Below are 9836 nucleotides of genomic sequence, written 5' to 3'. Positions count from 1 at the left end.
TCTTGGTGAGTGTGTTTTAGTCGACTTCATTCTATCAATTTGGGTATCTCTTTTTCTATACTTCGCATACAAAAAAGTGTTGGAAGAAAATCGGAGATTTTCCACCAACACTAAATATTGTAGAACCAAAAAAGACCGGGCCATCATCGGCTCGGTCTTTTTGAACTACCTCTATTCATCTATCAGAAAACGTTCGAAAATGTCATTTCCAATCAAAAGTCCCGTCTCGGTCAAGCGGATGCGGTCACCAGTTACTTCCAATAAACCAGCTTGTTGTTCTTCAGCCAAAACCTTTCCGTAAACCTCTTGAATGGAACGCTGAAATTTTTCAGCAAAGCGGCTGGCAGAGACCCCTTCTTTGAGTCGCAACCCTAAAAACATTTCTTCTTCCATCTGACTTTTTACAGTGAGGGTTTCTTCGTCATATACCGGCAACTTGTTTTCTCTAAGGGGACTCAAATAGTGCTGAATTGGCCCAAAATTTTTGTACCGTGTATCTCCTACATAACCACTAGCACCCGCTCCAAAACCAAAATAGTGCTCATTGTGCCAGTAGACTTTGTTATGCTCAGATTCTTTGCCAGCCAATGCAAAATTACTAATTTCGTATTGCTTGCGACCAGCCTTTTCCATCGCCAAAATCGTTTCTTCGAACATTTGGCTTTCTTCTTCTTGATCTGGCAGTGTCAACCGCCCTTGCCTTATCCAATTCATGAACATCGTCTTGTTTTCCAGAATCAGCGAATATAGTGAATAATGGGGTAGATCCAGCTCAATTGCCCGCTGCAGTGTCTCTCTAAAGCCTGCTAAGGTCTGACCCGGAAGCGCATAGATCAAATCAATGGAGACATTGCGAAAATCAGCTTTTTCCAAAAAGGCCATTGTTTCATAAACATCTGCTGAGGTATGTCGGCGACCAATTTTTTTCAGCAGCCGATCATCAAAGGTTTGGACTCCCATTGAGAGGCGGTTAACCTGATAATTTTGCATTACCGCAAGTTTATCAGCAGTCAAGTCCCCGGGATTTGCTTCAACTGTAAATTCTGTCACAGTCTCCATCGGAAAACGCTCGACAATTCCCGACAACAGCCGTTCCAATTGTTTTGCAGTCAATGATGTGGGTGTGCCTCCACCAACATAAAGAGTTGGTGCACTTTTGATCGGTGTCTTTTCCAGTTGCAGCGTCATTTCCCGCAACAGCATTTCGATATATTCATCCACTGGCTGGCCTTCCAAAAAAACTTTGTTGAAGTCGCAGTAGTAACAGATATGTTCACAAAAAGGGATGTGGATGTAAGCTGAGATATCCTGCCCTGTGTCATGGCTCATTTAATGTTCCTCGCAGTCCAAAAGATTTGCAGTTCAGTCTAGCATTATCTCAGACAAATAGCAATCTGCCGGCAGCTCATCAAACCTATCTAAAAACTTCCTGAATTTTACAGGTAGTGCATTGTTTTAGGAAATGAATCCTATCTTTTTGATAAAGACACATGTGACAATTTTTCATTCCAAGATACCAAATTTAAATCCTTTGTCTCGATAAAATTGAATGATTCGCGGTAACGCTGCGACAGTTACCTGCTTATCTGCAGCATCATGCATCAGCACTACTCGCAATTTGACATCCGGATATTCCGTAATTGATTTTTCCTGGTAGGCAACCATTTCGTCTGCCGTTTTAGGTCGGGTGCTCGCCGGTTCTGCATCCCCACTCATTGCATTCCAATCCACCCAGTGCAGCCCTTGAGCAGCCAGCGCATCATCAGCTTGCACCATATTATGCCAAGACATATGTCCTCCAGGATAGCGCCATGAAGTTGTTTGAAAATCTTGTCCCAGCTGTTTTTTCAACGCTGCTTGTGTATCTTCGGCTTCTTTTGCAATGCGGGAAGAATCTGCTGTCCTGCCAGGATACAACTTATCATAGTCATGATCAAAGCTGTGGATACCAATACTGTTGCCTTCTGAAATTTGTCGCTCAAGAATATCCTTCGTCTTGTCACCAATTGTATTGCCAACAACAAAGAAAGTAGCGTGAACTTGCTCTTTTTTCAAAACATCCAGAATTTGCGGCGTAACTTCATGATTGACTCCATCATCAAAGGTTAAAAAACAAAGGCGTTGACCGTCGTTGACTGCTCGTCCATCGACAACATCTTGAACCCATTTAGGATCATAAGCATAGTCTTTTGCAGCCTCGTTATGGTTTTTTCCTTTAGCCACGCGTAATTTTTTCGAATCTTTTGTTGCTGCCTCAACATCTTCATCATTGTCATTTGTTTTTGACGTTGTGGTTTCGGAGGCAGCTGTTTTTTCTTCTCGATCCTTGGTGGTATCAGAGGATGGCGCTTGTTCTTTTTTTACTTGGGCATTTCCTGTCTGATTTGCAGACAATTTGCCACGATTTGCTTGAAAAATGCCATATAATGCGACTGCGGCCAGCAATAAAACTACTGCGCCGATCAGAACTGGCGCTGCTTTTTGAAATGAATTCTGCTTTTTTCCATGTCTGCCATTGCGTTTGTTTTCCGACATCCCGACTCCTCACTTTCATGTAACTCAAGTATCTTGAAACTACCACTCGGGTTAGACTCGGGTCAACCGATAACAGCCGAAAATCACCTCAATATCCCCCAAAATCGGCTAACAGTTTTGCAAGGTCTTAAAAAAGCCCGCCTTTAGCCTGTTTGGTAGAAACTGATGGCAGCCAAAAAAACCGAGGTGCATTAGCACACTCGGTTTTTGGTCTAAGCTTATTCTATTTCTTCAATCGGATTTTCGATAAAGTAACGACGAGTCGCTGCTTCATCTTCTTGTAGTTGGTCGATCAGTCCTTGGGCGCCGTCGAATTTAACTTGCCCGCGGATCAGGTGCAACCAACTCACGCTGACCTGTTCGCCATAAATATCTTGATTGAAGTCCAGAACATAGATCTCCATCGTCAATTGACGACCTTCACCGAACGTATCGTTATGGCCAATCGAGCCCATTGCTGGATAGCGTTTCCCAGCGATAGTCATTTCACAGACATAGACACCTTCCATGGGCAATCGGGCGTAATGACTAAATTTGATATTGGCAGTGGGATAACCCAGCGTTCGTCCGCGAGCTTCCCCATGAACGACAACCCCATCGATACTGTAAGGATAACCCAATAAGTGGTTAACTTCTTCCATCCCACCGACTTCCAACAAGTCCCGAATCCGAGAAGAGCTGATCTTATCGCCCTCCTCAGTTTCTTTAGCGACCGTGATTACATCAAAGCGCCCCTTGGCATAGCCTGGCAAATGGGCCACATCAGCGATATCTTTGGGTCCATAAGTATAGTCAAACCCAGAGACTGCCGCTTGTGCGTGTAACCCCACGATGTATTGATCGACAAAATCTTGAGGTGGCAAATGGGCAAAGTCAGAAGTAAACTCAATTTCATACAAGTAATCGACGCCCAGCCATGCCATCAGTCGTTCTTTTTGCGACAGGCTGGTGAGATATTTCAAGTCTTCTTTTCCCATCTTTTTGAAAACAACAGAAGGATGGTGGTTAAACGTCATCACGGCTAATTTCACACCTAGTTCGTCTGCTTTTTTCTTCCCGGCTTGAATGACCTTTTGATGTCCTCGGTGAACACCGTCAAAAAAGCCTAGAACCAAAACGACTTTCTCCTTGGGAATTTCACTTTGATCATATGGGTGTCGGATTTTGATGATTTCCATTAGTTGTTCTCCATCTCCGTTCGCAATACTTTCAAGGGTTTTAACCCCTCTTTTTCTTTGGGATTTTTTTCATAAATGCTGACAGCAGTCTCTTTGTAAAACACTGCGATTGGTCCTGCAGGCATTTCCGGCAGTTGCAGTTCAGTGATGGTCAGTCGGCTACCGTTTTTAACTCGCTGCCACAGAGACTCATCAATGTCCACTCGCAGCATATCCTTCAGTGCATATTCCAAAGGCAGTAAAATTTCTGCCAGCTCCCCACGCTCAACTGCCTGGGCAACTTCTTCTAAAGTAACTGCACGGCTCTGATCAAAGCCCCCACTGGCAAGTCGTGTGAGATCTGTCATACAGGCCGCAACACCTAGCTTAGCCCCGGTATCCACTGCTAACGTTCTGACATAAGTCCCTTTGCCACATTCGACACGAAAACGCCACGACTGAGTCTGTCTTTCCTGATCATAAACGGGCTCACTGATTCGTTCAAAGGCGGCGATATTTGCCTTGCGCTGCGGTCGTTCCACACTCTCGCCGGCACGGGCATATTCGTAGAGTCGGCGACCATTTACTTTGACTGCAGAGTACATCGGCGGAATCTGAGTGATTTCTCCCAGAAAACCTGCCATCACCTCATCAATTGCTTCCACAGAAAAAGGTTCCTTAATCGGCGTCTCGTCAATCACTTGTCCATAACGATCTTCGGTATCCGTCGCATAGCCCAATGTGATCTCCCCTTCGTAGATCTTGCCACTGTCTTGCAAAAATTCAATCACTTTGGTCCCTTTTCCAACACAGATGGGCAACACACCATCCACCTCCGGATCAAGGGTCCCTCCGTGTCCAATTTTTTTCATATGTAATATTTTGCGCAACTTAAAGACACAGTCATGACTGGTCATGCCCCGCTCTTTCCACAAAGCCAAGATACCGTCCATCGGTAGCACCTTCCTTTCAACCTTGCTATTATAACAGAAAACTTCAAAAATAAACCGGCTTTCCCTTCTATTAAACCTGGATATTTAACTTTTTTTGAAAACTCTCCCCAAATCCTTTTCTGCAAAACTGAAAAGGGTCTGTGACAATAGTTGAATCACCGTCCTACAAAGCGAACAACACCAAACGTGAGCCCTCAAAAGCCGACGATCTTCCATTAACACCATTGGAAGATCGTCGGCTTTTCACTGCTAAAAATTTCAAAGGCTGACTAAACTTGATTTCATTAAGGGAAGTCAGCCTAATTCACTTTTTCTTGACACGTATGGTCATGTTCTTTCTTCGGACTAAGACATAAAGAGGGGCACAAATTTTTCTCATCTGTATACTTTTTATTAATTGTGGTTAAACATCCGCTGTTTAGCAACTGGAAATTACTTATTCACATTCCCTTTATTACTTATCCAGCGACCGTTACTGGAAATAGGCCAACAGCGTTCCAGCTGCGATTGCCGATCCGATAATCCCGGCAACGTTGGGACCCATGGCATGCATTAAGAGATAATTGGAAGGATCATTTTTGAGTCCTTCTTTATGCACGACTCGCGCTGCCATTGGAACTGCCGACACCCCCGCGGCACCAATCATCGGGTTGATTTGTCCTTTGGTAAGTTTACACATGAGTTTGCCAAACAATACGCCGGTTGCCGTTCCAATCGCAAAGGCGGCTAACCCTAAGAAAATAATCTTCAATGAGGTGACAGAAAGAAAAATGTCCGCTTCTGCTTTTGCCCCAACTGTCAACCCCAAAATAATCGTAATGATATACATCATTGCATTTTGCAGCGTTTCGGTAATCTTAGGAACCACTTGCGATTCTCGTACCAGATTGCCTAACATCAGACAACCAATCAATGTCGTGGCGGCAGGAACCACTAACGCCACAAAAATCGTAGTAAAGATAGGGAATAAAATTCGCTCCTTTTTAGTCACGGTCCGTTGCATGGTCATTTTGATCTTCCGCTCTTCAGCAGTCGTCAAGGCATTGATAATCGGTGGTTGAATAATCGGTACCAATGCCATGTAGGAATAAGCCGCAATGGCGATGACACTCAGTAAATGAGGAGCCAGCCGAGTCGTCAAATAAATAGCAGTTGGCCCATCTGCACCACCGATAATTCCCACTGCAGCAGCTTCCAGTCCAGTCATTCCCAAGGCAATAGCACCAAAGAATGCAGCAAAAATTCCAAACTGGGCCGCCGCCCCCAATAACAGGGTTTTGGGGTTGGCGATTAGCGGCCCAAAGTCCGTTGATGCTCCTAAACAGAGGAAGATCAACGGTGGATAGATTCCCAAATTGGTTCCTTGATACAAGTAATACAACAAGCCACCAGGTTCTACATCTGTGGGCCCAGCAAAAATCCCGGTAAAAGGCAGGTTCACCAGTAAGATTCCAAATGAAATTGGCAAAAGCAGGTAAGGTTCATATTCTTTGAAAATCGCTAAATACATAAAAATCAGTGCGATGGCAATCATTACCAGATGGCGCCAAGTCAATCCGGCAAATCCAGAAGTCTCCACCATGTTTCGCAAGATATCACCCATCTGAAGTCCCCCCGCCCGTTACCAATTTATGAATCAATTCCAGCGCTCCCCACAGCGCCATTAGTACCAGAAAGACGATACCCATCGAGACAATCGTGACCATTCCGGCTTCTAGCAGATCCATCTTCATCTTTTCTCACTCCTTCTTTGCTTTTTAAATGTTTTGCGATTTTGACGCAAAACATTATTCATTTGACTTCAACGCTTCAATCATATCCACCTTTTTCAGTTTGAAATACACTACAATACCGACTACTAAGGTAAAGAACAGCGTGATTAAGGTCGCATAGAGGTAGCTCAACGGATGAACATCCGGAGAAAACATCAGCATATCAAGTTCTACTGTCTGCAACACATACCGATGTTCGAAAAAGCCTAATACGAGTCCTGCCACGATCCCCAAGACTGTCAAAATGATATTTTCCCGGTAGATGTACATCGTCAGCTCGTTATTATAAAATCCTAAAACCTTAATCGTGGACAATTCTCTAATTCGCTCAGAAATATTGATGTTATTCAAGTTATACAATACGATCAATGCCAGAAGACCTGCAGAAATAATTAAAACCCAGACTACGATTGTCAACACGCCCACCGTATCGTCCAATGCATCAGAAGAATCCGATAAGAAGGTCACATTTACAACTTTTGGATTGGCCATCAGTTGGTTAGCAATCGCCGTTTGCTGCTTACTTGCAGGTTGGTGGTCAAACAATAGAAACTCACTGTTATATTGTGGTTCCTCGTGAAAGATTTCTTTGAAGTATTCTGGTGTCACATAAGCAAAATGTCCGACATAATTCTCAGCCACCGCGGAAACTTTTAATGAATATTCTTTACCTTCAGAAGACTTCAGCTGAAGCTTATCTCCCACTTCAATGGCAAAAAGAGCGGCTAATTTTTCATCAATGATGGCGCCATCGTCTGTTAATTGGTACTTTTCACCGGTTTTGCGATCGTTGAAAAGCAGGAAACTACCGGCATCCTCAGGCTTTTGTGGTACATAAACTGAAACATCTTGAGGATTTTGGCCTTCGCCAGATAAAGTCAGTGTTTGAGCAGAGATTGGCAATGCCTCTTTGAAACCATCCAATTTTTTTAATGCCTCTTCATAGTGTTGTGTCTGTTCATCTGTGCTGTGGTCATTAAAGGTAACCACTCCCTGATACTGCCAGAGCTTCTCAAACTGAAGCGGCACCATATCCCCTATGGAATCTCGCAGACCAAAACCAGTCACGATCATAGAGGTGCAACCGGCAATTCCAAAAATCGTCATCAACATCCGCGATTTATAGCGAAATAGATTACGAACCGTTACTTTTTGAATAAAGCTCATGCGCTGCCAGACCGGTGTGAGCCTTTCCAGCCAAACGCGACGCCCTGCTTTGGGGGCTTTTGGTCTTAAAAGAGCTGCAGCGGAACTGCGCAGATCCAACCGCAACGTCAAAAGCGCGATACCAACCGTACAAATGAGCGCTACAACAGTTGCAACAATGGTATACGACAAATACCAGGGAGTAGTGAATTCTTTCATATTGTATAGCTGGCCATAAGCATTCACGATAATTGTTGGAAACAGGTAAAAGCCTAGTGCCAAACCGGCGAGGGTTCCTAATAGTCCGGCTGTCAGTGAATACAAAATGAACTTTTGTGCGATTTCCGTATTTTTATAACCCAGCGCTTTGAAGGTGCCGATTTCGCTGCGCTTTTCTTCAATCATTCGAGTCATCGTCGTCAAACTGACCAATGCAGCAATCAAAAAGAAAATCACCGGAAAAACTGTAGCTAGACTGGAGATTCGATTGGCATTTTGTTTGTATTCCGTATACCCGGGATTGGTATCCCGATCAGAATAGAGATAATCCGCCGGTTTCATTTCCGCAAGCTGGCGGGTTTGATTTTTCAACTGCAGCTGAGCATCCAGCAATTTGGGCATATTTTCAGAGGTTTGCTCTTGATAGTGAGCAACATTTTTCTGGTATTCTGCCTCGCCGTTAGCCAACTCCTGTTTGGCTTCTGCCAACTGCTCTTCACCGGCGGCTTGTTGTTCTTGCAGAGTCTGACGTTGCTGTGCCAACTCTTCCCGGCCAGCTTGCAGCTGTTTGTCCGCTTCTTGCAACTGCTCTTCCACTTGCTTTAGCTGCTGTCCTTTTTCTGCCAGCACTTCGGGATTTAGTTTTGCTGCTTCTTCGGCGTATTCCGCTGCTTCTTTTTGCCATTTTTCTGCTTCGGCAGCGGTGGTCTTCGTGTATTCTCCAACCACGGTTTCAAAAGTTGATAGATCTGCTGCCTTACCGGACTGGCTCACTTTTGCCAATGCTGCTTGCAGCGCAGCATTATCAGGAAGTGAATTGACAATTTCTGTCCAAGCCCTCTGTTTAGCGGCGATGGTGTTTTCCATCTGGCTAGCGGCAACCTTTTTGGTAGTCACAATGTCTGCCAGCAAACTTTGCAACTGTTTCAATTCTTGCTGCAACTGCTCGGCGCCTTCTGTGACTTTGTCGATGTCACCTTGCTTTTCGAAAAACGCTTGTGACTGTTCATTGGCTTGATCCAACGCTTGCCACTGTTTGGTCAGCTCCTCTTGTTGGCTCTTCAGCTGACTCTGCTGTTGCTCCAATTGTGTCTGGGCCAAATCCAGTTGTTCTTGTCCCCGGGCAAGCGCCTCTTGCAGCGTTTGCTCTTTTTCTGTTAGTTGCGTCTTGCTATCATCCAGCTGTTTGCGAACTGCTTCAAGCTTTTCTGCACCGGTATCTAGCGCCTTTTCGCCTTCATCAATCTGCTTTTTGACATCCGTTAATTTTTCCTCAGCGGTTGCCTTCACTTCTTCTAACCGATCTTGGGGACGCTGTTTCAGTGTTTGTTTCAGGCTTTTGATTCCGTCATCCACGGCTGTTTGATAATCTTCTGAATACGCAGTTGCCGCCACAGCCTTTTTGAATGACACTAAGATTCTACTGTAGGTTTCGAGGTCAAGATCCGCACTTTGAACTACCGCAAAATAGTCAATAGTCCCACTCCCCACAGTCGTATTGCCCCGGTTCAGGTTTTCAATAAATTCCGGCGAATTCACGAACCCGACAACTTTCAGCTGGTGCTCTTTCAACTGATTTGGCAAATCGTCTGCCTTTTCAATTGTTAGCGTATCACCAATCTGATAATCTCCTTGTAATTGGGCTACCTGATCCAACGCTACTTCGCCAGCTTTTTCAGGGAGACGACCGGCGACGATTTTGTATTGATTCAACGAATCCTTGGCTTCATGACCGAAAAAGCGAATCACTTTGTTCAGCTTCGTCATGTTCAAATCCAGCATATACTGTGGCTGTGCCTGTTCAACCTGTGGATTTGCTTCTAAAAGTTGTTGATCAGTGTCCGTCAAACCCAGCGTAGAAATTACCGAAACATCTGCCAACTGCTGCCTTTGATAATAGTCGTTTGCTGCATTAATCATATCCGGTCCGGTTGCTCCGATTCCAACAAAAAAGGCGACACCTAAAAAGATGATCCCTAAAATTGATAGAAAACGAGTCGGAGAGTTGCGAACCTCTCTTATAGCAGTCTTCAATAAGGCACGTTTCTTCATTT

Annotated in this window: 7 protein-coding genes; all 7 read right to left on the bottom strand. The window is 44.6% G+C overall.

Annotated elements, in window-relative coordinates:
• Positions 1-171: 171 nt before the first annotated feature.
• On the bottom strand, positions 172-1329 hold the full coding sequence (hemW, locus tag ACOMA8_RS12010; protein ID WP_421371023.1) for a radical SAM family heme chaperone HemW: 1158 nt from the start codon (positions 1327-1329) through the stop codon (positions 172-174).
• Positions 1330-1503: 174 nt separating this feature from the next.
• Positions 1504-2535 (bottom strand): polysaccharide deacetylase family protein, encoded by a 1032-nt coding sequence (locus ACOMA8_RS12005; protein WP_421371021.1) that lies wholly within the window; start codon positions 2533-2535, stop codon positions 1504-1506.
• 218 nt (positions 2536-2753) lie between these two features.
• A complete protein-coding gene (gene ribF / locus ACOMA8_RS12000; protein WP_161899638.1) occupies positions 2754-3713 on the bottom strand; it encodes a riboflavin biosynthesis protein RibF in 960 nt (319 codons plus the stop codon).
• Positions 3713-4645 (bottom strand): tRNA pseudouridine(55) synthase TruB, encoded by a 933-nt coding sequence (truB, locus tag ACOMA8_RS11995; protein WP_161899637.1) that lies wholly within the window; start codon positions 4643-4645, stop codon positions 3713-3715. Before truB ends, ribF begins: the two co-directional genes overlap by 1 nt.
• Before the next feature lie 472 nt (positions 4646-5117).
• A complete protein-coding gene (locus ACOMA8_RS11990) occupies positions 5118-6248 on the bottom strand; it encodes a sodium ion-translocating decarboxylase subunit beta (RefSeq protein WP_161899636.1) in 1131 nt (376 codons plus the stop codon).
• A complete protein-coding gene (locus ACOMA8_RS11985; RefSeq protein ID WP_161899635.1) occupies positions 6241-6378 on the bottom strand; it encodes an OadG family protein in 138 nt (45 codons plus the stop codon). Before ACOMA8_RS11985 ends, ACOMA8_RS11990 begins: the two co-directional genes overlap by 8 nt.
• Before the next feature lie 54 nt (positions 6379-6432).
• Positions 6433-9834 (bottom strand): FtsX-like permease family protein, encoded by a 3402-nt coding sequence (locus ACOMA8_RS11980; RefSeq protein ID WP_421371018.1) that lies wholly within the window; start codon positions 9832-9834, stop codon positions 6433-6435.
• Between the last annotated feature and the right edge of the window lie 2 nt (positions 9835-9836).

Origin of the sequence: Enterococcus infantis (assembly GCF_049166715.1) — a bacterium.
GTDB classification, from domain to species: Bacteria; Bacillota; Bacilli; order Lactobacillales; family Enterococcaceae; genus Enterococcus_C; species Enterococcus_C leclercqii.
The sequence above is the reverse complement of the archived record's forward strand: the minus strand, read 5'-3'. Positions and strand labels throughout refer to the sequence as shown.